The 809-nt window shown below is 54.3% G+C and carries 1 protein-coding gene and 1 pseudogene; both read right to left on the reverse strand.

Annotation, left to right across the window (positions count from 1 at the left end; all coding sequences use genetic code 11):
- A pseudogene (locus VZ95_RS24535) lies at window positions 1-273 on the reverse strand (hypothetical protein); the annotation flags it as partial.
- The coding region (locus VZ95_RS26210) for a type 1 periplasmic-binding domain-containing protein (protein WP_198148425.1) at window positions 270-809 on the reverse strand (540 nt) is incomplete at its 5' end. The pseudogene VZ95_RS24535 and the gene VZ95_RS26210, both read right to left, overlap by 4 nt.

Genomic DNA, 809 nt, shown 5'->3' on the forward strand with positions numbered 1-809 from the left:
AACGGCTCCGCTTGGCAAGAAATCAAGCCCGGCATGATGATCGGCAATCAGGGCAAGGGCGGTGGCCCCGGTGAAAATATGGCCACCGACCGAACCAATCATGTCACCGCCCTGAATTGCCGCAAAGGCGCTTTCTGACCAGTTAAGGCCCGCAATAAGCGTGTCTCGACCGATGTTTCGGCCTGCTTGTCGGGCTGTTGTCAGCGCTCCCAGCGCGATGGGATCGTTCGCGCACCAAATCAATAAATTTTTTGTGGGTTTTGTAGCGATCAAGCAAACCCAAAGCCCGGCGGGCGGCATCGGCTTCGGACCAATCGGTTTCTGTGGTTTGGAGCAGGGTAAAAATTGCTCCGTCCGGTCAAAGACCGCTGCAAGCCGGCGAGGCGATCTGCTCCCGCAGGTGTCGCCGTTAGCCCGCCGAGGCCGATAATGCCCCAGGGCTCGTTCGGCGCGATTGTGGTGGCCGCGTTCATGAGCGACTGCGCAATAAGCTCGCCCGCTTGAATATTATCGGGAATAACTGCCCCGATGTAATTTTGATACGGTTGGCGCGGCGTGCCCAGAGTTGCATCGTCTGGGTCGGACGATACAAGCGGGTTATAGGCAAAAACCACCTTCAAGCCCTTCTTAAGCGCTTCGCTCGCCAACGGATACCCAGTTTTCTGCTCATTCACGAGAATAATATAGCTGCCTTCCGGTGCGGAATTTATGGCGTTCTTGCCAAGTTCTTTGGTTTTTAATCTATTTCGATTGCCGTAAATTACGGTGAGTTGAATGCCGAGTAATTTTGAGGCGATCAACATTGTTGT

It is taken from the genome of Elstera litoralis (assembly GCF_000963705.1).
In the GTDB taxonomy this organism is placed as follows: domain Bacteria; phylum Pseudomonadota; class Alphaproteobacteria; order Elsterales; family Elsteraceae; genus Elstera; species Elstera litoralis.